17 protein-coding genes are annotated in these 21,530 nt (G+C 29.3%); 14 read left to right on the top strand and 3 right to left on the bottom strand.

Going from position 1 to position 21,530, the window contains the following annotated elements; all coding sequences use genetic code 11:
* A partial coding sequence (locus JX287_RS04160) for a pneumococcal-type histidine triad protein (RefSeq protein ID WP_204642482.1) occupies positions 1-3,152 on the top strand: 3,152 nt, incomplete at its 5' end.
* Positions 3,153-3,524: 372 nt separating this feature from the next.
* On the opposite strand, the gene JX287_RS04155 is transcribed toward JX287_RS04160, so the two are convergent.
* The gene (locus tag JX287_RS04155) at positions 3,525-4,625 is read right to left on the bottom strand and encodes a serine hydrolase (RefSeq protein ID WP_204642480.1); all 1,101 of its coding nucleotides are present in this window, start codon (positions 4,623-4,625) and stop codon (positions 3,525-3,527) included.
* Positions 4,626-4,961: 336 nt separating this feature from the next.
* Between JX287_RS04155 and JX287_RS04150 the strand changes: the two genes are divergently transcribed.
* From JX287_RS04150 to JX287_RS04095, 12 genes are all read left to right on the top strand, one after another.
* A complete protein-coding gene (locus JX287_RS04150) occupies positions 4,962-5,651 on the top strand; it encodes a pentapeptide repeat-containing protein (RefSeq protein WP_204642478.1) in 690 nt (229 codons plus the stop codon).
* A 24-nt stretch (positions 5,652-5,675) separates the two neighbouring features.
* Complete coding sequence (gene truA / locus JX287_RS04145; RefSeq protein WP_204642476.1) at positions 5,676-6,473, top strand: tRNA pseudouridine(38-40) synthase TruA; 798 nt, start codon at positions 5,676-5,678, stop codon at positions 6,471-6,473.
* A gap of 131 nt (positions 6,474-6,604) precedes the next feature.
* Entirely contained in the window at positions 6,605-7,426 is an 822-nt protein-coding gene (locus JX287_RS04140; RefSeq protein WP_204642469.1) for an energy-coupling factor transporter ATPase, read from the top strand.
* Positions 7,411-8,298: an energy-coupling factor transporter ATPase gene (locus JX287_RS04135; protein WP_204642465.1), complete on the top strand. Its 888-nt coding sequence runs from the start codon at positions 7,411-7,413 to the stop codon at positions 8,296-8,298. Before JX287_RS04140 ends, JX287_RS04135 begins: the two co-directional genes overlap by 16 nt.
* A complete protein-coding gene (locus tag JX287_RS04130) occupies positions 8,291-9,076 on the top strand; it encodes an energy-coupling factor transporter transmembrane component T family protein (RefSeq protein ID WP_204642457.1) in 786 nt (261 codons plus the stop codon). Before JX287_RS04135 ends, JX287_RS04130 begins: the two co-directional genes overlap by 8 nt.
* A 25-nt stretch (positions 9,077-9,101) precedes the next feature.
* Positions 9,102-10,133: an L-threonylcarbamoyladenylate synthase gene (locus tag JX287_RS04125; RefSeq protein ID WP_204642455.1), complete on the top strand. Its 1,032-nt coding sequence runs from the start codon at positions 9,102-9,104 to the stop codon at positions 10,131-10,133.
* Positions 10,134-10,148: 15 nt separating this feature from the next.
* Complete coding sequence (locus tag JX287_RS04120; protein ID WP_204642448.1) at positions 10,149-11,111, top strand: glycosyltransferase family 2 protein; 963 nt, start codon at positions 10,149-10,151, stop codon at positions 11,109-11,111.
* 6 nt (positions 11,112-11,117) lie between these two features.
* Positions 11,118-12,686, top strand: a complete 1,569-nt coding sequence (locus JX287_RS04115) for a hypothetical protein (RefSeq protein WP_204642489.1) — start codon at positions 11,118-11,120, stop codon at positions 12,684-12,686.
* Positions 12,667-13,866 carry a leucine-rich repeat domain-containing protein gene (locus tag JX287_RS04110; protein WP_204642446.1) on the top strand — a complete coding sequence of 400 codons (1,200 nt, stop codon included), beginning with the start codon at positions 12,667-12,669 and terminating at the stop codon, positions 13,864-13,866. The genes JX287_RS04115 and JX287_RS04110 overlap by 20 nt, the downstream gene beginning before the upstream one ends.
* A gap of 339 nt (positions 13,867-14,205) precedes the next feature.
* A complete protein-coding gene (gene thrS / locus JX287_RS04105) occupies positions 14,206-16,149 on the top strand; it encodes a threonine--tRNA ligase (RefSeq protein WP_204642436.1) in 1,944 nt (647 codons plus the stop codon).
* A 180-nt stretch (positions 16,150-16,329) separates the two neighbouring features.
* On the top strand, positions 16,330-16,914 hold the full coding sequence (locus JX287_RS04100) for a peptidylprolyl isomerase (RefSeq protein ID WP_204642429.1): 585 nt from the start codon (positions 16,330-16,332) through the stop codon (positions 16,912-16,914).
* 253 nt (positions 16,915-17,167) lie between these two features.
* Entirely contained in the window at positions 17,168-18,448 is a 1,281-nt protein-coding gene (locus tag JX287_RS04095; protein WP_204642421.1) for a solute carrier family 23 protein, read from the top strand.
* Positions 18,449-18,542: 94 nt separating this feature from the next.
* Here JX287_RS04095 and JX287_RS04090 read toward each other — a convergent pair whose 3' ends face one another.
* Together JX287_RS04090 and JX287_RS04085 are read right to left on the bottom strand one after the other, a co-directional pair.
* On the bottom strand, positions 18,543-19,775 hold the full coding sequence (locus JX287_RS04090) for an MFS transporter (protein ID WP_204642419.1): 1,233 nt from the start codon (positions 19,773-19,775) through the stop codon (positions 18,543-18,545).
* Between the two features lie 71 nt (positions 19,776-19,846).
* A complete protein-coding gene (locus JX287_RS04085) occupies positions 19,847-20,281 on the bottom strand; it encodes an ArsR/SmtB family transcription factor (RefSeq protein WP_204642417.1) in 435 nt (144 codons plus the stop codon).
* A gap of 207 nt (positions 20,282-20,488) precedes the next feature.
* Here JX287_RS04085 and JX287_RS04080 point away from each other — a divergent pair, with 207 nt between their 5' ends.
* Positions 20,489-21,382 (top strand): YidC/Oxa1 family membrane protein insertase, encoded by an 894-nt coding sequence (locus tag JX287_RS04080; RefSeq protein WP_204642410.1) that lies wholly within the window; start codon positions 20,489-20,491, stop codon positions 21,380-21,382.
* The last annotated feature ends 148 nt before the right edge of the window (positions 21,383-21,530 follow it).

The following is a 21,530-nucleotide window of genomic DNA, read 5'->3' as shown; positions in this document are numbered from 1 at the left end:
GGGATCATTTCCACTATATTCCAAAAAACAAAGTGGGAAAACAAACAGAAGTTGTTAAACCAACTCCAGTTATTCCTGCGCCTTCTTTACCTAAGGCGAATAAAGAAGAAAATAAAAAAGATAATGTTACAGAAGTAAAACCTAGCGTTTTATCATTTGCAGGAGTACAATATGAAACTAGTGATGGGTTTAAATTATCTGAAAATAGTGTAATAACACCAACCTCAACAGGACTTCTTGTAGCTCATAGTGGTCATCAACACTTTGTATTTTATAAACAATTGGTTAATTCTAAATGGGAAAAACTTATTCCTTATCAATATCTGAATAAGGCTAAAGAAGAGTATGTAGAATTGGAAAAAGAAGTTAATGATAAAATTAATTATCTTTCTCAAAAGAATAATATAGGAAAAGATAAATTTAGCTATGTTATTACTGCAAATGGGGATGCAATTTCTTACAATGGAAAAACGGAGTTGTTAAAAGATATAAATGTCAAAGAAAATACGGAGGAAAATAATTCGAATAGTAAAGATAAAGTAGAAAGTAATAATTCAACTAATAATACTTCTACTGATAATACGGAAACTGCGAATAATTCTTCAGAAAATACTGCAGGAAATGACAACCATAGAGAAGAGCAAAATAATGCTGAAGAAAAAGAAATTGAAGAAAAAATTGACTATGTTGCTAAACAACTAAATATAGATAAAAGTTCTATAAAATTAATTGAAATAGCAGAAGGAAAAGCATTGGTGTATCCACATGGAGATCATAGCCACACTATATTAGTTAAAGATATAGACATATCTAAACCTCTAGCAGATCCACATAATAATTTAGGAGCTGAGACGTTAAAAAAATTAGGATTCGATGATGATATTATCCATGATATTCAACATGCTTCTGCAGACACTGATTTTCCTGTACATGAATCAAATGTAGAAAAAATGAAAGAGTGGTTAAAAACTGTTAAGTACTTAAATATTGGTCAAAATAAAGATCCACTTAAAAGAAATGGATTAGAACTTATGCCAAATATAGAAGTTCTTGGTATTGGATATACTCCTATCGATGATATTACACCTGTTTATAAATTTAAAAAATTAAAACAATTATACGTATCAAGAACGGGTATTAAAGATTATTCATTTATAAAAAATATACCAACATTAGAAGGAATTGATTTTTCTGAAAATGACATTCAGGATATTTCGTTCTTAAAGGATTATCCAAACTTAAAATTAGTTTCTGCGGCAGGAAATAACATTGAAAATATCGATGTATTAAAAAATCTTACTAATTTAGAGTCATTAAATTTAGATAATAATAAAATTAAAGATATATCAGCTCTAAAAGATTTAAATTATCTAAGAGCAGTTAGTCTTGAAAATAATAACATTACAAAATTGGACGCATTTAGAAATAAAAATGAATTAGAGAGTTTATTCTTATCTAATAATGGTGGTTTAGAGTTATCGACTTTAAAAAATGATAATTTAGAACAGCTGACGGTGAACAATACTAATATTAGAGACTTAAGTGTCGTATCTAACTTGCCTAAATTGAAAAAATTAGTAGCAAATGATAATAAAATAACAACACTATCTCATTTGAAAAATGCTAAAATTTTAGAAAGTGTAGAAGTTAACAATAATAAAATTGATAGCTTAGATTTTGAGAACAGTACAATTACAAGTCTAGAAATCAGAAATAATAAACTAGAGGATATTAACAATGTTCATAAACTTTCTGCGCTTGAGAATTTAGATGCTAGTGGTAATAAGATAAGTGAATTTCCAACTAATAAACAAGATAAGCTGATTAATTTAACAGTTAGTAATAATGTTATTAGAACAATGGAGAATGTTAATAATCTTACAGCACTAAAATACTTAACAATGTCAAACAACTATGTAGCATCATTAACATTAAGAGAAAAAAATAAAACATTAGAATATCTAGATATAAGCCACAATACTATCCCGAAAGAAGAGTTAGAGATTCCTAGTGGCGGAAATATTCCAAAAGGAATAATGAGTAATTTTGAAAAAATCGAAAGTGGAGATATTAAAGAGAATTATACTTTAACTGCTGATTATATTACAGAACAAGCAGAAAAACTTCAAGAAGAAATATTGAAACTAAAAGATGAGAAAAAATTAGTACCAGAAGTAGCTGATGAATTAAAACAAAAAGCACGTATTATTTATCTCGATATGTCTTACAGTATAGATCAAAGTAGAAATAAACAAATTGAATTAGAAAAACAATTGAACGAAATAAGAAAACAAGTTAAAGATAATTTAGTAACACCTACAACTGAGGTAGTTAACAAAGAAGATTCAGTAGTAGAACACTCTAATGCTGAAGCAGAGCATTCTTCAGAAGAAAATAATCATAATGAAGTTGAAGAAAATAAATTTGTCTTTGTTGTTAACAATATAGTGAGTGAAGAAGAGGATGGCTATATTGTAAAACATGGAGATCATAATCACTTTATCAGAAAATCAGAATTATCAGCTAAGCAATTAGAAGAAGCAAAAGAGTTTTTAGCTAAGAAAGCAGAAACTACAACAACTATAGATAAAGCAACATTAGAAAGTAAAAAGAATTATATTGCTCTATTCTATGGATTAAATGTTAGTGACATTTCAGTTGATAATAATGCGCTAGTATTTAATTATAACGGTTCAGTTAAGCATCTTTTACTTAATGATATAACTGTTCCGGTGATGAGTTCAGACTTGGAAGGTGATTTTGAAAAAGAAATTACTGCTTTAGCAAGTAGTATGAATACAACTGTTGAACATATTCAAGTACAAGACGGACAAATGATAGTAAATCACGGGAATCACAATCATTATTATCCAATTAAGAGTCCTGGATGGAGAACATATAACCAAAATAAAATACCTTATATAGAAATACCTAAAGTAAATGGGAATATTGATGAAGCTCTTGTTAATAGTAGACTAACAGAATTAGAAAATAAGGCACAAACTGTACTGGCTAATAATCCAGCTAAATTAAGAAGAGTGTTAAATTGGTTAAACAATTTTAGAGAAGTCAGTCTAGCGTGGCATGTAACAGGAACAGATGGATATTTACAAGCTCTAGACAAATTTGAAAAAACTCAAATAGATATATAACTCTATATTATATAAATAAAGATGAGGGATTAAGTAAAAGTAATCTTAATCCTTCATCTTTTGATATTTGGTTGCATAATGAGTTTTGAATTTAATTTTTTCATATTCTGAATTTATTATATAACTAGTTTTTTTATCTTTTTTGTTAAGTACAGGTTTTTTCACTTTATATAAATTTTCATAAATAAAATTTACAAGTCTATAGAGAATCAAAGTAATTAAATCTATAAAATTAAATATTATAAACTAGTAAATTTTGATTAATATAAAAAATTTACAGAGTTTTATTCACACTCCCGTTAATTATAAAGAGTTTACAGAGTTTTATTCATACACCTTAGGAAACCATACTCATTATGTGATTTTATTGTACTATATATTCATATTAACACGGTGCCATTCGTTTATAACGTATGCAAGTTGACCTACTTGGTTTAAACCAACAAGATTAATTTCTTGGGTAGCAGGAGTTGTTCCACCTAGGCCTGCAGTATATAGTGCTATAATATAAGGTATTTTTTCATAAACTATAGCATCAACGTTTAGTGCATTATTAACGTAACCTGGTTTTTGTTCAATTTGAAGATTTGGTAAATATCGTTTGTAATATTCACCTGGGAAAGAGTCCCCAATATATTGTCGGATATCTTTATACTTTTCTTTGTTATCCCATAAATGTTGAAGTACTTGGATATAGTAGTTAGTTGTAGTTTTGTTATCAGTACTAAAAGTTTTAAGATCTCCTTTAGATTCTCCATATCTAGTATACATTTTATATACTTCACTTAGTCCACCAATTCTATCTCCCAGTGCATATGCGGGAGTATTTTCTGAGTATACCAATGAATAATATTGCATTTGAGGAATAGTCATTGCTCCATTGAAGACTTTAACATATGTATCGTGTTCGCCGATATACTCATATTCGGTTTTAGTTATATCGTAGCGTTCAGTCATAGATAGATTATATTTTTCAAAATCATCTACAACTATCATATTTAGTGGTAGCTTATAAGTGGAACCCGCAGTCATCGGCTGAGTTTCATTCATTTCTATTAGTTCCCCAGTGTTTAAGTTTTTATATGAGAAAGCTACTTGAGAATTTTTAATTCTGTTTGCTTTTAGATAGGCTTGGACAACTTCAAGTAAAGTCATATTTGCATAGTCAAAATATAAACCTAATGACTTCATAGTAGAAGCATCAGCAGTCATTGTAGCTTGTTTTTCTTCTAAAGATTTAACTTTTTTTTCCGGTTCTTTTGCTTCTTCTTTATTATCATTTTGTTCGGTATTAGTCTGTTTGTTTGTAGTATCTGTATTATTAGTATTATTAGTATGCCAATAAGATGTCATGTTATTTAAATTTATAATATGCTTTTTATTTAAATAATAAAAAGCAGCTATGGATACTAAAAATAGAGAAGACAATAATATTATAATTTTTTTAATTCTCGACATAGGTTCTTTCGACATAAATTCTCCTGTTATTATTTAGTTAATCTAATAATTATAAATTATAATATAGTAAATTTCAAGTAATACTTGGATAAAATAATTAAAACTGAAATGTATCATAGAATAAGGGTGTCTAAAAAATTATGATTTCGGAGAAACAGTTTTTTGGGACGCTTCTAAAATGTTTATTAGATATCTGAAAAGCTTTTATAAAGCGAATATAGATAGCAACAAACCACTGCGTTTGTGAGTTCTCATATAAATTTTAAAAATTTAGATCCTTTGGATAAAACTAAATAAAATTTATAGAAAGCCATTGTATATGCTATAATATCATATAGAGGTGTTAATATTATGAAAAAAATTTCGTATGAGGAATTTAGTGAACGATTAAAACACGGGGAAAAGAATTTTAATGACTTGATTTTTGAAGATATGAATTTAAGAGGGTTTAACTTATCGAGATTAGATTTTTCTTCTTCAAATTTTATCAATGTAGATTTTAGTAATGTAGATTTTACAGATAGCAATCTAGAAAATTGTCTTTTAGATGATTGTAATATGGAAAATGCTATTTTTATTAATTCGAATCTAAAAAAAGCATCGATGAGAAGGGTGAATTTACAAAATGCCAATATCAATGGGGCTAAGTTATATGCAGCTGTTTTGGAAGATGCAAATTTAAAAAATATTGCTTTTGATAATAAAACGGAGTATTTTAAATTGTACTGTCCTGAACAAGGAGCATTTATTGCTTATAAAAAAGGACTTAATAATAGAATTATAAAGCTTTTGATACCAAGTGATTCAAAAAGAGTTTCTTCAACTCGGAATTGTTGCAGATGTGATAAGGCTAAGGTATTAGAAATAAAAAATTTTGAAGGTACTATTTTTTATGACGAAGCATGGTCAACTGTTGCTGAGGACTTTTGTTATAAACTTGGAGAGTGGGTTTATGCAGGAAATTTCAATGAAGATCGATGGTATGATTCAACTGGAGGTATTCATTTTTGGATGACAGAAGAAGAGGCAAAAAAATATTAAAAATAAAAGATGTAGGAGATAAAAGTGAGAATAGCTTTACTTTGTAGATATGATGGTAGCAATTACCATGGATTTCAAATACAACCAAATAATAATACAATTCAAGAAGAAATTGAGAAGAGTTTAAAGAAAATTAATAAAAAAGATATGCGACTTTATATGAGTGGAAGAACGGACAGTGGTGTTCATGCCTATGGGCAGGTATTACATTTTGATACTGATTTAAATATTCCAGATGTTGCCTGGGTTAAGGCTTTAAATGCTACTATTCCAAAAGATATTAGAATAATAGGAGCAATGACAGTTTCAGAGGATTTCCATGTTAGATATAATAGTACACAAAAAACATATTATTATAAATTATACATCGGAAGAGAAGTTGATCCATTTTTATTAAATTATGTAGGTAAACATAGTTTTGATTTTAATTTTGAAAAGGCTCAAGAAGCACTGAAGTATTTTATAGGAGAACATGACTTTTCATCATTTTGTTCGAAAAACTCTAGTGTTGAGGATAAGGTTAGGACGATATATAGTTTAACTATGGAAAAAGATTCGATTAACCCTAATATTATAAACTTTGAAATTACAGGAAATGGTTTCTTATATAACATGGTTAGGATAATTATTGGAACTATACAAAATGTAGCTGCTGGTAAGTATGAAGCGGACTATATAAAAGAAATACTGGATAAAAGAGAACGTCAATTTGCTGGCCCTAAGGCAGATGCTGCTGGATTATACCTAAAAGAGGTAGTATATGATGATGATAAGGTGAATGAGTTTATTAAAAATAGTTTACAAAGTTACTGTAATAAATAACCGCTGCGCTTATGAATTCTCATATGAACTTTGTTAAAATTTAGGACTTTTGGATTAGCCCCATTTAGATTGAGAAAAATCGTGATATTTGGTATAATAAAAAGATATTCTATAGAAAATTAGGTAATAAAATGATAAAATTTGAAGATGTTTTTTTTCAGTATTCTAGTTCTAAAAAGTCTGCATTATCAAATATAAATTTAGAAATAAAAGAAGGGCATTGGTTAAGTGTCTTAGGAAAAAATGGAAGTGGAAAATCAACGTTAATGAAGTTGATTTACGGTCAAAATTTAGCAACTTCTGGGAAGGTTCTATTTAATAATAAAGAATACAGTAAAGAAATTTATGACGATATAAAAAATAAAATAGCTATAGTATTTCAAAATCCTGACAACCAATTTGTGGGTTCTACTGTAGAAGAAGACATTGCTTTTGGTCTTGAAAATAGGAATGTACCACAAGAAGATATGGATAAAATAATAGATGAGGTTTTAGAAGTTGTAGATATGAGTGACTACAGAAAATATGAGCCATCATCACTGTCAGGAGGACAAAAACAAAGGGTTGCAATAGCATCTTCTCTTGCTTTAAATCCTGAGATTTTAATACTCGATGAGGCGACGAGTATGCTTGATCCGAAGGCAAGAAAGTCCATTTTAGGGTATATAAAAAAAATTAATAGAGAAAAAGGAATAACTATAATATCAATTACTCATGATGCAGAAGAGAGTATTTATTCGGATGACATTGTTATATTAGAGGGTGGAGAAATAGTTTATCATGGAGACTACACTACACTATACTCTGATACGACAATACTGGAAAAATATAGTTTAGAAGTTCCTTTTGTAGAAAGAGTAAAAAAAGATCTAAATAATTACCTAAATCAAGATATATTTGAAATAGAAGAAGACGAGGAGAGTGTAGTGAAAAAAATATGCAAATTAGTTTAAAAAATGTAAGCTATACTTATAATTATAAAACCCCTTATGCAAGAGAAGTGTTGAAAGATATTAACTTGAATGTAGAAGAAGGAAGTTATACAGTTATAATAGGTAAGACTGGGAGTGGAAAATCTACTCTTATAGAGCATATTAATGGTTTATTATTACCTACACATGGAGAAGTATTAGTAAATAATGTACTAATTACTAATCCGAAAAGTAAAAAAGAAAAGCGTGAACTCGCTAAAAAATTAAAAGTATTAAGACAAGATGTTGCCGTATTATTCCAATTTTCTGAGCAACAATTATTTGAAACAAGTGTATTAAAAGATATTATCTTTGCACCGTTAAACTACGGTATATCAGAAGAAAGAGCCATTTCTAAAGCTAAAGAATTAATAAAGTTAGTTGGATTAGATGAGAGTTACTTGGATAAATCACCATTTGAACTTTCTGGTGGAGAGATGAGAAAAGTCGCCCTATGTGGAGTGCTTGCTCTTGAACCGAAAGTATTGATATTAGATGAGCCAACAGTAGCTTTAGATTATAAGAGTCGTGAAGAAATCATGACTATGGTGAAAAAACTTAAAGATGAACTTAATATGACAATAGTTCTTATATCTCATAATATGAACTACGTATTAGAGTATGCAGATAAAGTTTTTGTTTTAAAAAATGGAAAAATTAATTTCGAAGGAACGGTGGAGGAACTTTTTGTTGATGAAAAACTGCTTAAAGAAAATTCACTGGAACAACCAGAATTACTAAAATTTTATAATAATTTACAAGAAAATAATATTAAGCTAGATGTATTTCCTAGGAAATACGAAGATTTAATAGATGCTTTAAAAAATAAGATAGGAAGTAGTGGAAATGAATAATTCATTAATAAGTAAATATATTCCATTGAATACAATTATTCATAATCTAGATCCTAGAGCGAAAATATTTTTTGTAATTTTGTACTTAATAGATGTCTTTATTGCTTATAATGTTCTAGAGTTTTCTATCTTGTTTTTAATGTTGATAATGATAGTTATATTATCAAAAACAAGTCCAGCATTTTTAATAAATAGTGTAAAAGCAATTAGTATATTAATTATATTTACTTCTTTTATTCATCTTGTTTTTAATAAAAAAGGTGAAGTATTGTTAGAGGTGTTGGGCTGGAAGATTTATAGTGGAGCGCTTTTTGGAATAGCATTGATAACTGTTAGATTTATCTTAGTCGTTATGATAATGGTAGTTTTTATGGCTACTACTTCACCAACTGAGATAACAAATGCTATAGAAAAGAGTCTTGGATTTTTACAGAAAGTAGGAATTCCAATTTCAACTTTTGCATTAGTATTATCAATTTCACTAAGATTTATTCCAACTATATTAGAAGAAACTAATAGAATAATAAATGCACAGGTTTCTCGTGGTTCAGATTTTAATGAGGGAAATCTAGCGCAGAAAGTAAGAAAGTTTATTCCTATACTAATCCCTTTATTTATAGCTACTCTAAAAAGAGCTGATGAACTTGCTACTGCAATGGAAGTAAGAGGGTATTCTACAACTGGAATAAGAAGTAAGTATAAAATATTGAAATATAGTAATCTAGATTATTTAAGTTATATATTAATAATAGTCATTACAATATTAATAATATTGTAGTGTTAAATTAAAGAAAGGAGATAGGATGGAAACAGAAATAATTAATATTTCTAAAAGTGAAAATAAAGAAGAAATATATAGTAAATTAACTACATATTATAAAGACGGGAAGTTAGTAGCTATTCCAACAGAAACGGTATATGGACTTAGTGCTAATGCTATGGACGATGAAGCGGTAAGTAAAATATATGAAGCTAAAGGACGTCCTAGTGACAATCCATTAATTGTTCATTTTTATGGAATGAATCAATTGGATAGCATAGTTGATTATAACGATGAAAATGTAAAAAAACTAATAAATAATTTTTGGCCAGGACCGATGACGTTAATTTTAAATGCTAAAGATAACAATGGTGTTTCTAAAAAGGTTACTGCAGGATTAAATACATTAGCTGTTAGGATGCCCTCTAATATTACTGCTCGAGAAATATTAAAGGAAACTGAAGTTTTATTAGCAGCACCGAGTGCTAATACAAGTGGTAAACCATCTCCAACAAAATTTGAACATGTTTACCATGATTTGAATGGGAAAATTGATGTAATAATCGAAGATGAGCAATCCGATATAGGTTTGGAAAGTACAGTTATTGATTGTACAAGATATCCACTTGTTATTGCACGTCCTGGAGAAATTACAAAAGAAGATATAGAAGGTGTACTAGGAGAAGGTAGTGTAAAATATAATGAAGAAATATTAACAAAAAATGCAACTCCTATAGCACCTGGAATGAAATATAGACATTATTCTCCAGAAGCGGACTTAGTGTTGTTTAATGATTCATTTGAGAAATTAATAGGTATTTTAAAAGAAAGAGATAAAAAAACAGGCTTCATTACATATAAAGAAATAGAATCAGAAGTTGATTTTTTAAATGTTTCTGTAAAATATTTAGCGGATAATGAGAAAAGTGTTGAACAATCTAATAAAAATTTATATAATATTCTAAGGGAGTTTGATGAAGAAGAAGTAGAAGAAATTTTTATACTACCGATTGAAGAAACGAAAGAGAATAAGGCTTTATTAAATAGACTCAATAAAGCGATAAGTAAAAAATAAAATAGGAGATTTGTAATGAAAAAGTTATATGTAGTTATACCTTGTTACAATGAAGAAGAGGTATTAAACGAGACTGCAAAAAGATTAGAAGTTAAAATGAATTCTATGATAGAAGAAGATTTAATTTCAAAAGATAGCCGTGTTGTTTTAGTGAACGATGGTTCAAAAGATAAAACATGGAAGATGATAGAAGAACTTCATAAAAAAAATCCATTATTCAGTGGTATTAACCTAAGTAGAAACAGAGGTCACCAAAATGCTCTATTAGCAGGACTTATGACTGTTAAGGATCACTGTGATGTAAGTATTTCTATGGATGCTGATTTACAAGATGATATTAACGCTATGGACGAAATGATGAAAAAATATCTTGAAGGTGCTGATGTAGTTTATGGTGTTCGTTCAGCAAGAACTACGGATACATTCTTTAAACGTTTCACAGCTGAAGGTTTCTACAAAGTTATGGAAAAGCTAGGAGCAAATACAGTATTCAACCATGCAGACTATCGTTTAATGAGTAAACGTGCGTTAGAAGGGTTAGCTCAGTTTAAAGAGGTAAACTTATTCTTGCGTGGTATTGTTCCTATGATAGGATATCCAAGTGATATTGTAACATACGAGCGTGCAGAAAGATTTGCTGGAGAAAGTAAATATCCACTATCTAAAATGTTAGCATTTGCTTTTGAAGGAATTACTTCTTTATCTGTAAAATTAATTAGATTTATCACTATAGGTGGAGCATTAATGATATTTATTGCTGCGATAGTATTTTTCTACACACTATATAGTTATTTTGCAGGATTTGCAAGACCGGGGTGGTCAAGCTTAATGATATCGATGTGGTTCATCGGTGGAATGATTATGATTTCATTAGGTATTGTGGGTGAATATGTAGGTAAAATTTACTTAGAAACAAAAGGTCGCCCAAGATTCATTGTTGAACAATTCTTAAACGAAGAAAAAAACGAAGAGGAATAATTGGCAATGAATAAGGAAATATTAAATAAATTTTCTAACTTTTTAGTAAAAGTCATAGTTGTGATTTTTATGGTGCTTATGGGGATAAATTCACTATTAGTGTTAACAAAAACAGCGATATTTCCGAAAGATTATCAAGAAACTTTATATTATGAAAATGATAGTGCTATACTAAATATTATATTTCTTATAATATTTAGTATAGTTATCTTAATATTAGCAAGATATTTGAAAAAAATAATAAGTGTTCAACGGTTAGTTTTAGTTGTAATGATTTATATGTTTATTATTAGTATATTGTTTGCGATATTGAGACGTGATTATGTGCAATTTGATCCATTTAATGTGATAGATCAAGCAAATAATTTCATAAGAGAAAACTACAGTGGACTTGATAAAGGAAATAACTATTTATATATATATTCACACCAGATTACAACAGTATTTCTTTTCCAGATAATACTATCATTATTTGGTAGAGCGACATTTATTTTATATATAATGCAAAGTTTTTCGATAAGTTATATAATTTTTATGTTATATAAAATATCTAATATAATGTTTGATGATGAAGATACAAACTATTTAGTTGTAATTCTTAGTGGACTATGTTTTCCATTAATATTTTATGTTGCATTTGTTTACGGATTGCTACCAGGTATGTTTTTAACCTTACTAGCTTATTATTATTTTATAAAATATATTAAGAATAAAAAATGGTATACGTTGGTAATAAGTGCTTTAAGCATTAATATTGCAATTCTATTTATAGGTAATAACTTAATACATATGCTAGCAATATTCTCAGCAGCCATAATTTATCTTATTAGAGTTAGAGATAAAAAGGTAATAGCTTTTATAGTCAGCTGTTTATTTTTAATGAGTGCGTCTAAGAGTTTAATTTATAATTATTATGAAGTTAAGAGTCAAAAGACAATTGCTGAGGGTGTTCCGAAAATTACATGGATAGCGATGGGGATGCAAGAAGGAGATCGTGAAGCAGGTTGGTGGAATAGATTCAATTATGACATAATGCCAGAAGAAGATTATGATGCAAAACGTATAACTGATATTTCAAAAGATTCTATAAAACAAAGAGTAGAGGTATTTAAGAAAAATCCTAGATATGCTGTAGATTTTTATCAAAGAAAGTATGAAAATCAATTTATAGAACCAACATTCCAAAGTTTATTGGTCACAGCACCTCAAAGAAACTTTGATAATGAAACTAAGTTAGAGAAAGTAAAAGACTTTTTTATAAAACAAATTTACTTTGATGGAACTCATGATGTAATTTCATTTATTATGAAGGTATTTCAAGTATTTGTATACGTATTTTCTGTAGTTTTTGCAGTGAATGTCTATAAAAAGAAAAAAGAAATACTAACGATAATCCCGGTTGCATTTATTGGTGGAACATTATTTCATATGATTTGGGAAGCGAAAAGTAGATATGTATTCCCGTATTTCGTATTTTTAATTCCACTTGCTGCATATGGATTAATAATTGTGCGAAATAAAATAACTGAGTATAGAAAAAATAAAGAGGAAAAAGATGAAAAAGGTAATATATAAAGCTTTTGTCATAACATTATTGGGACTAGCTGTATCTACTCCAACGATAAAAGCTAATGATGTTTATGTACCCTTTGGAGAAAAGAAATTTACAGAAATTGAAAATAGTCAAAAAATAGATTTCGATGATCTTAATCTTAAAGAAGCGTTATTAGAATATTATAAGTTTCATATTAATAAAGACTATAAAGGTGAAGAAGTAACGATAGGAATGATGGAACAATTTACAAGTCTATCATTACCTTGGAAAAATATTTTTTCTCTAAAAGGTTTAGAATATGCTGTTAATTTGAAAAATTTAAATCTATCAAATAACTTTATTGAAGATATTACACCTTTAGAAAAACTAGTAGAATTGGAAGATTTAAATCTAACAAATAATAAAGTAAAAGATCCGAAGAGTTTAGCGAAATTAACTAAATTAAGACAATTAGTGCTTAGAAAAAATCTAATGAATAACTTAGATTTTCTAAATGATTTAAAAGTAGAATCATTAGATGTTTCGATGAATAATGTTTTAAAAGATTATATTCCAAATAATTTGAAACTTGAAAATCTAAGGAGTCTAAATATTTCTGGTATAGGTTTAGACAATATTTCATTTATAAAAAATGCTACAAAACTTGAGAGATTAGTTGCTGAAGAAAATGCTATTAAGGATATAACACCATTAACTGAATTAAAATCATTAAGAGTATTATATTTAGATAGAAATAGTATTAGTGATATTACAGCACTTAAAGATTTATCAAGCTTAGAAGAATTACTATTGTATAAAAACAATATTGAAAATATAGATGCGTTGAAAGATAAAAAGTATTTATATCGATTGATGCTGAACGAAAATATAGGTCTGAGAAATATAGATGCGTTAAAAGATGTACCAAATATTTCTAGTGTAGATATATCTGATACAGCAGTAACTGATATTTCAGCATTAAAGGATGCAAAATATCTTTATTATATAGCTTTAAAAAATACTAAAGTTAGTGAAAGTGATATAACTACATTCGAAAAAAATAACTTAGAAGTTAAAAAATCTAATAACATAGATAAAAAACTAGAGGTAGTAAAAACAGAAGCTGCGAAATATTTCAATGTAAAAAATTATATTTTCATGTTGCTAATATTAATTTTTACTTTTAGTGGTATAAGAAGTTATTGGAAAAAAAATAAATAAAATGAAAAAGATAGATGAGTTTCCTCTTGAAATTCATCTATCTTTGTGCTAGAATTACATTAATGAAATAAATCAACGTATACTTAGGACAAGATATATATTTAACTTATTTAAGAGAGGGTATGGTGCTGAAAATACCTATAAGCAATATATGTTACTACCTAGCTAATAGTATTAACATAGTTAGTGAGCTATATTCACAAAGAGGAAGTACATTTACTTCGAATTTGGGTGGTACCACGAAAAGATTCGTCCCTTCTTTAGTTTCGGCTAGAGAAGGGACTTTTTAATTTTTAAGTAAGTTAGACTAAGTATATAAAGAAAGAAGGAGACCTTAATATGGCTAAATTAGTTTTTCCAGATGGAAATGTAAGAGAATATGATAATAAAACACCTTTAGAAATTGCGGAAAGTATCAGTGTTAGTCTTAAGAAAAAAGTTATTTCTGCAAAATTAGATGAGGATTACATCGAAGTTAACAAACCAATAACAAAAGATGGTAACTTAAAACTTATCGTAGCAGATGATGAAGATAAAGATAGTTTATATGTATTACGTCATACTTGCGCACACGTATTAGCGCAAGCATTAAGAAGACTATACGGTAAAGATGTGCACTTCGGAGTTGGTCCAGCTATCGATGGTGGATTCTACTATGACTTTGATGCTGAATATAAAGTTTCAGAAGAAGACTTCAAAGCAATCGAAAAAGAAGTTAAGAAAATTATTAGTGAAAATCACGCAATTGAAGGCCGTGAAGTAAGTAAAGAAGAAGCTTTAGAAATATTCAAAGAAGATCCATATAAAGTAGAATTAATTAATGATCTTCCTGCTGATGAAGTAATTACAGTTTACACACAAGGTGACTTTACTGACCTTTGTCGTGGAGGACACGTAAGTGCAACTTCAAAAATTAAAGAATTTAAATTATTATCTGTAGCTGGTGCATACTGGAGAGGTAATAGTGATAATAAAATGTTACAACGTATTTACGGAACAGCTTATTTCACTAAGGACCATATGGAGCAACACTTAGTGAGATTACAAGAAGCACGTGAACGTGACCACAGAAAACTAGGTAAAGAACTAGGAATCTTCACAACAAGTCAAAAAGTTGGTGCTGGATTACCGTTATGGTTACCAAATGGGGCTACTATCCGTCGTACTATCGAAAGATATATCGTTGATAAAGAAGTTGAATTAGGATATGATCACGTTTATACTCCAATTATGGGGTCTAAAGATTTATATATCACAAGTGGACACTGGGAACACTACCAAGAAGATATGTTCCCACCAATGGAAATGGATCACGAAACAATGGTACTTCGTCCAATGAACTGTCCTCACCACATGATGGTTTATAAAAATGAACGTCACTCATACCGTGAACTTCCAATTCGTATCGCTGAACTTGGAATGATGCACCGTTATGAAGCAAGTGGAGCAGTAAGTGGACTGCAACGTGTTCGTGGTATGACTCTAAATGATGCTCATATCTTCGTACGCCCAGACCAACTTAAAGATGAATTCAAACTTACAGTAGGACTTATCGAAGAAGCATACAAAGATTTAGGTATTAAAAACTTCAGTTACCGTCTATCTTACAGAGATCCAGAAAACACTGAAAAATACTTCGATGACGATGCAATGTGGAATAACGCTCAACAAATGTTAAAAGAAACTGCTGATGAATTAGGTTTAGATTATGTTGAAGCTGAAGGAGAAGCAGCATTCTACGGACCAAAACTTGACGTTCAAGTAGAAACAGCAATCGGAAAACAAGAAACATTATCTACAATTCAATTAGATTTCTTATTACCAGAAAGATTCGAATTAGAATATATTGGTGAAGACGGGAAAGCTCACCGTCCGGTAGTTATCCACCGTGGTATTGTATCAACAATGGAAAGAATGGTTGCCTTCTTATTAGAAGAGTATAAAGGAGACTTACCAACATGGTTATCACCAAACCAAGTACGTATCATTCCAGTAAACAATGATTACCACTACGGCTATTCTAAAGAAATCATGCAAGAACTTAAAAAAGCTGGTGTTAAAGTAGCTATCGATGATAGAGATGAAAAATTAGGATATAAAATTCGTGAAGCAGCAAGCAAAAAAATTCCATATACTTTAGTAATTGGAGATAAAGAAGTTGAAAACAGAAATGTTAACGTAAGAACATTTGGTTCACACGATCAAAAAGAAGAAAGCTTTGCTGAATTTAAAGAAAATATCTTAAAAGAAATTAACGAAAGATTAATCGAGAAAAACGCATAGAAAAAATAAATAGGGAGTGACTCAAAAATCGTGATTTCGAAGAAACAAGATTTTGTTGAGTCACTTCCCACAGTGGTTTATTAGATATCAATAAACCACTGTGGCTATGGGCTCTTATATGAATTTTGTCAAATTTTAGAATTTTTGAGTCAGTCCATAATTATAATAAGGAGAGATATAATGTTAACTCAATTAACAAAAAATGTAAAAAAAGGTCAAGTTAGAGTAAAAATTAAAACTACTCATGGAGATATGACTTTCAAATTATTTGAAAAAGATATTCCAAAAGCAGTAGAAAACTTTTTAACTCACGCAAGAAATGGATACTATAAAGGTATTATTTTCCACCGTGTAATTAAAGACTTTATGATTCAAGGTGGAGACCCAACTGGAACAGGTATGGGAGGAGAATCAATATGGGGACGTAGTTTCGAAGATGAATTCTCAATGGATTACTTCCACTTCTATGGTGCGTTAAGTATGGCAAATGCTGGACCAAACACAAATGGAAGTCAATTCTTTATAGTTCAAAATTCTCATGTGGATGTTAGAACTTTACAAGCACTTGAACAAGGTGGATGGCCAAAAGAAGCTGTTGAAGGTTATGCTAAACTAGGAGGAACTCCTCACTTAGATCACCGTCACACAGTATTTGGACAACTTATTGCTGGTGCGAAAACTTTAGAAAAAATTGCAGCTGTAAAGACTGGAGCTCAAGATAAACCAGTTGAGGAAGTTGTAATTCTTGATGTAGAAGTTAAATAATTATAAAACGCAAGGTTAATAGATTTAATCTTGCGTTTTATAATTTTTTGAAGAAATAATCATTATATAATTTTAGAATTTAGATAGTGAAAATTAATATACACTAAAGAACAGAGGAAGCTTTTTTCCGATAATAAAATATTATTAATTATTTTAAATTTCTTCTCAAAAAAAAATAAAAAATAATACTTTTAAAATGACTATTCATGTGATATAATTATGAAAGTTTGAATATAAAAAAAGGAGAAGCAGAATGGTAGAAAAAACAAGAGTAAAACCAATTCTAGATGTCAATGAGAAGCCTAACTTAGCTCTATGGATAACGTTAAGCTTACAACACTTATTCGCAATGTTTGGGGCGACGGTGTTAGTACCGATTTTAACAGGATTACCAGCAAGCACAGCTTTAACAACATCAGGTATTGGAACACTTACGTATTTATTAATAACTAGAGGTAAAATTCCTGCATACTTAGGATCTTCATTTGCCTTTATTAATCCTATTATTGTATTATCAACAACACACAATGTTGAAACAGCAATGCTTGGTGCATTTTTAGCCAGTCTAGTATATGGAGTTGTAGCAATGTTAATTTACAAATTTGGTGTAAATTGGTTGCTTAAACTTTTACCACCGGTAGTAGTTGGACCTATTATCATTGTTATTGGACTTGGAATTGCTCCTACTGCAATTAACATGGCGATGTATAAAACAGTAGATGGAGCTAAAGTTTATGATTTGAAATACTTCTTAGTAGCTCTTATCACATTAGCAGCAACTATTTTCTGTTGTGTAGCTTTAAGAGGATTTGCTAAACAAATTCCTGTATTATTAGGAATTGTTTTTGGTTACATCGTAGCAGTATTCGCAGGATTAGTAGATTTCCAACCAGTTATCGATGCTCCTTGGTTTAGTTTACCGAAGTTCACAATTCCTTTTGTGACATATACACCACATTGGAATGTAGCAGCATTAGCAATGGTACCTATTGCTATAGTTACTATTAACGAACACATCGGTCACCAAATGGTATTATCTGAAGTTGTAGGAAGAAACTTCCTAAAAGATCCAGGGTTACACCGTTCGATTTTAGCTGATGGAACAGCGATGATGTTTGCATCACTTTTAGGTGGACCACCAAGTACAACATATGGTGAAAACATTGGGGTTCTTGCTATTACACGTATCTTCTCTGTATTCGTATTAGGAGGAGCGGCGGTATTCGCACTTATCTTAAGTTTTGTAGGTAAGTTTTCAGCTCTAATCTCTACGATTCCATCACCAGTTATGGGTGGTGTATCGATTTTACTATTCGGTATAATCGCTTCAAGTGGACTTAGAATGTTAGTAGATGAAAAAGTAGACTTAAGTATCAACAGAAACTTAGTAATTTCATCAGTAATCATCGTTTTAGGTGTAGGTGGAGCAATGCTTAAATTCGAAAGCATTAACTTCGAACTTCCAGCGATGGCACTTGCAGCAATCAGCGGTGTGTTATTAAATGCATTCTTACCAAAAGAAGATAAAAAATAGTATTTAACAAAATAGCTAGTAACTTTTAACACAAGTTACTAGCTATTTTTCTTTTGAAGGATAATCTAATAAATAAACTTCGTTATAGATGGAATTATAGATTATTATCTTCCTTTGTTAAGTTAGAAAAACTAGGTAATTTCCTAATATTATTATTAAATAACCAAAATAGGAAAACACAGAAAATTAATAGCGAAGTAATAATTATAATAGTCTTCGTATTGTATTTTATACTTAATATTCCAGCTATTAGAGCACCTAGAGGAGTAAAAGCTATGGATAAACCAATCATAGTAGACATAGCAACATCTAATGTATCTTTACTTATAATACATTGAATCATTGTTTGAGAATATGTATTCAAAATCCCGATTAGTATCCAGCCAAATAGAAACAACGAAAAATTGATTATTTTGTTTATAATTGAATTATTGTTAAGGATACTAAGTGCTCCCCAAGAAAGAGCTATTCCTAGTGTAAATGTAGTATATAAAATGCTCAATCTTATATTTTTTAATATTTGAATATTAGAAAGAAAGGCTCCTATTAAGATACCAAGTCCATAGGCACTAAGTAAAATTCCATAAAAATAGCTAGTTTCTGAATACTCAGGAAGTACCGTTAGTAAAGAGCTGGTAGAAAAATTAATTATTATTATTCCAATTAACAATGGTTTTAATAATGGTTTATTCCAAATTTTTATACCATTACTTAATTTTGAAAGATAGTTTTCTTGTGTGGAATTAGTAGTATTTTCATTTTTAGATAAGTCGCTTGATAGAAAAATAAATAATATACTATTGATGAAAAAAGTAAGACTATTTATTATGAAAGCATATATTGTCCCGAAAATCGTAATAAAAAATCCGCCTATTGAATTAAAGAGTGAGTCACTCCCTTGATAAGCTATGGAAAATAATGAATTTGCTTTAACTAACTCCTGTTGTTTAACTATTTTTGGAAGTAAACCAAGTTGAATAGGATAAACAATTTGATTAATGAAACTAATACAAACTATAAAAATTATTAGTGTAGTAATATGTAGTTTATTAATGAAGATTAGATAGGTAATAACTAGTAATATTATCGCTTGAAGTAACTGTGAAATAATTAAAAAATACTTCACATTAAATTTGCTAATTATTGGTGAAATAAATATTTGTAATATAGTGGTAAATGAGATTAAAAACAAGGTAATACCACTATAAAAAGTAGATTTAGTTAAAGAGTAGATTAAAGTTAAAGTAGCTATTGAATATATGCTATCGCCAAAGTTAGTGATTAATCTACCGAATAGTAAAATTGAAAAGTTTTTATTTTTTAACATAGTGTCCACATCCTTTATAAAAATTTTAACGATAAAAAATATTTGACAGTTGATATATTATTTAACAGCTCTTAACGAGCTGTAGAAATAATACTAATACCAACACCATCGGTATCTTTTGAGGAGAATTTTTTTTCTAGTTTTTTAACTTCATCCCAGAAATCTTTCACATCTTCTTTCTTTACATTAAAGTTAATTGAAGTATTATTAAATAAGTCGTTAAAAATACTGGGAGAAGGTACAAATGCTTGTGCTGTTGGCAGATAATATTTTTGGATTATTCCATTTATTGAATCTGTATCAACTACTTCGATAAAATTATTCTCTTCTAGGATATTAAGATGATAGTGTATTTTAGTTCTATTAATTCTTAATAGTTTTGCAAGTTGTCTTGAGTTTTTCTTTTCCGTACCGAGTGTCGTAAGAATACCTATTCTTAAAGGATCAGAAATAACCTTTAACTTCTCGATATCTGTAATATACTGTATATCTTTGATAATAATCATCCCTTTCTTAACTAATATTATAGCTTAAATAACTCTAACTGTCAATTTATTTTGAACGTTATAAAGAAATTTTTAGTATCTATGAGAAATTTACTGAAGTTTAGTTAAACAATAGTTTGACTACCACTTTTATATTTGATATAATTTACTAGGTATAATATTAGTAGAAATACTAAAACTACAAAGAAGAAATAAAATTTAAGGAGAATGAAATTGAAAAAACTATCAGCAATTTTATTAGGTTTGCTTGGTGTAGTTACTCTTTCAGGATGTTCACAAAATGACCGTTCTGGAACGTTTTATGAAGTTTTCGTAAAACCTATGGACTTATCACTAAGTAAAATACATGAATACACAGGAAGTTGGGGTTGGTCAATAGTTATTATTACTTTAGTAATCAGACTATTAGTTTTACCGTTCATGTTAAATAACTACAAAGTTCAAAATAAATCAAGAAAAGGCCAAGAATTAGCACGTCCAGAATTAGAAGTAGTTCAGAAGAAACAACAAACAGCTAAAGAAAAAGAAGCAAGAGCTATATCTAATGAAGAGAAAATGCAAGCTCGTAGTGAACTTATGGAATTACAAAGAGAACAAATGGCTATTATGAAAAAATATGACGCTATGCCATTAAGTTTAGGTGGATGTTTACCAATGCTTATTCCACTTCCATTCTTAACTGGATTGTTCTATACACTGTCTAATCCGTTATATTCAGCTGGAATCATAGAATCAACATTCTTAGGGGTGTTCAACTTAGGAACACGTTCATATACATTACCTATTATAGCGTTTGTTGTTTATGCGATTCAAACTAGATTAACTATGAAGTTGATGCCAACACCTACACAACCAGGTCAAGAACAAATGCAAAGTCAAATGAAAATGATGCAATGGTTATCTCCGATAATGATTACAGCATTTTCATTCTGGGTAGCAGGAGCCGTAGCCGTGTACTATATCGTAGGGGGAGTATTTATGATATTCCAGACTTACCTAGGACACGCACTATACCCACCATATAAACCAGAAAAACAAAAGAAACAAACGTTTGATTCAGAAAAAGTTACATTAGTTTCTAACAAGAAAAAACGTAAATAATTAAAATAGGTCAGTGAACATTAGTAATGATCTGACCCCAAAAAGTTAGACTTAGGATAGCGTAGTAGTTATAATGACTGCTACGCTATCTTTTTTATATTTATACAGTCATATGTTTTATTCTATATTGCTTAGGACTTAACCATCC

It is taken from the genome of Gemella haemolysans (genome assembly GCF_901873445.1).
Taxonomy (GTDB): Bacteria; Bacillota; Bacilli; order Staphylococcales; family Gemellaceae; genus Gemella; species Gemella haemolysans_C.
This window is presented reverse-complemented; position numbering and strand designations above follow the sequence as displayed.

Excerpts from the sequence above, each read along its gene's own strand:
- JX287_RS04095 (WP_204642421.1), top strand. The coding sequence starts at position 17,168 with ATGGTAGAAAAAACAAGAGTAAAACCAATTCTAGATGTCAATGAGAAG.
- JX287_RS04110 (WP_204642446.1), top strand. The coding sequence starts at position 12,667 with ATGAAAAAGGTAATATATAAAGCTTTTGTCATAACATTATTGGGACTA.
- JX287_RS04120 (WP_204642448.1), top strand. The coding sequence starts at position 10,149 with ATGAAAAAGTTATATGTAGTTATACCTTGTTACAATGAAGAAGAGGTA.
- JX287_RS04155 (WP_204642480.1), bottom strand. The coding sequence starts at position 4,625 with ATGTCGAAAGAACCTATGTCGAGAATTAAAAAAATTATAATATTATTG.
- JX287_RS04100 (WP_204642429.1), top strand. The coding sequence starts at position 16,330 with ATGTTAACTCAATTAACAAAAAATGTAAAAAAAGGTCAAGTTAGAGTA.
- JX287_RS04115 (WP_204642489.1), top strand. The coding sequence starts at position 11,118 with ATGAATAAGGAAATATTAAATAAATTTTCTAACTTTTTAGTAAAAGTC.
- JX287_RS04135 (WP_204642465.1), top strand. The coding sequence starts at position 7,411 with ATGCAAATTAGTTTAAAAAATGTAAGCTATACTTATAATTATAAAACC.
- JX287_RS04130 (WP_204642457.1), top strand. The coding sequence starts at position 8,291 with ATGAATAATTCATTAATAAGTAAATATATTCCATTGAATACAATTATT.
- JX287_RS04090 (WP_204642419.1), bottom strand. The coding sequence starts at position 19,775 with ATGTTAAAAAATAAAAACTTTTCAATTTTACTATTCGGTAGATTAATC.
- JX287_RS04150 (WP_204642478.1), top strand. The coding sequence starts at position 4,962 with ATGAAAAAAATTTCGTATGAGGAATTTAGTGAACGATTAAAACACGGG.
- JX287_RS04125 (WP_204642455.1), top strand. The coding sequence starts at position 9,102 with ATGGAAACAGAAATAATTAATATTTCTAAAAGTGAAAATAAAGAAGAA.
- JX287_RS04085 (WP_204642417.1), bottom strand. The coding sequence starts at position 20,281 with ATGATTATTATCAAAGATATACAGTATATTACAGATATCGAGAAGTTA.
- JX287_RS04140 (WP_204642469.1), top strand. The coding sequence starts at position 6,605 with ATGATAAAATTTGAAGATGTTTTTTTTCAGTATTCTAGTTCTAAAAAG.
- thrS (WP_204642436.1), top strand. The coding sequence starts at position 14,206 with ATGGCTAAATTAGTTTTTCCAGATGGAAATGTAAGAGAATATGATAAT.
- JX287_RS04080 (WP_204642410.1), top strand. The coding sequence starts at position 20,489 with ATGAAATTGAAAAAACTATCAGCAATTTTATTAGGTTTGCTTGGTGTA.